This window comes from Streptomyces sp. NH27 (assembly GCF_056859195.1).
In genome coordinates this window covers 1-380 of sequence record NZ_JACEGK010001124.1, presented here as the reverse complement: position 1 = coordinate 380, position 380 = coordinate 1, and the positions used below count along the sequence as shown (strand labels likewise).

At 75.5% G+C, this 380-nt stretch carries 1 pseudogene; it reads right to left on the bottom strand.

Going from position 1 to position 380, the window contains the following annotated elements:
• Window positions 1-363 (bottom strand): annotated as a pseudogene (locus AC13HU_RS38340) (hypothetical protein); the annotation flags it as partial.
• Window positions 364-380 lie beyond the last annotated feature (17 nt).

Genomic DNA, 380 nt, shown 5'->3' with positions numbered 1-380 from the left:
GAACGTGTCGACGGCAGGGTTCGCGCAGGGGCTTTGCCCGATCCGGTAGCCGTGCAGGTCGGGTCCGCGGTGGCGCTGCGGCAGGACGCCCGCGTAGGCGAGGGACACCCCGGCCAGCGAGGTGACCAGCACGCCGGCGAGGGCGCCCCACAGCCACCCCGGCGGCTTCCCGAGCCGGCCGGGCCGCGGCGGCAGACCCGCCATCACCTCGGGCCGCGGGCCGGGCACCGAGGCGTCCCAGCCGCCCCAACTGCCCTCGCCAGGCGCGCCGTTGTCTTCGTGGTGGCCGTAGGAGCCGTTGGCACTGCCGTCGCCATCGCTGCCGTCGCCGGCCTCCCAGGATGCCTCCGGTTCGGTGATCATCTGGTCTCCCCCACGTC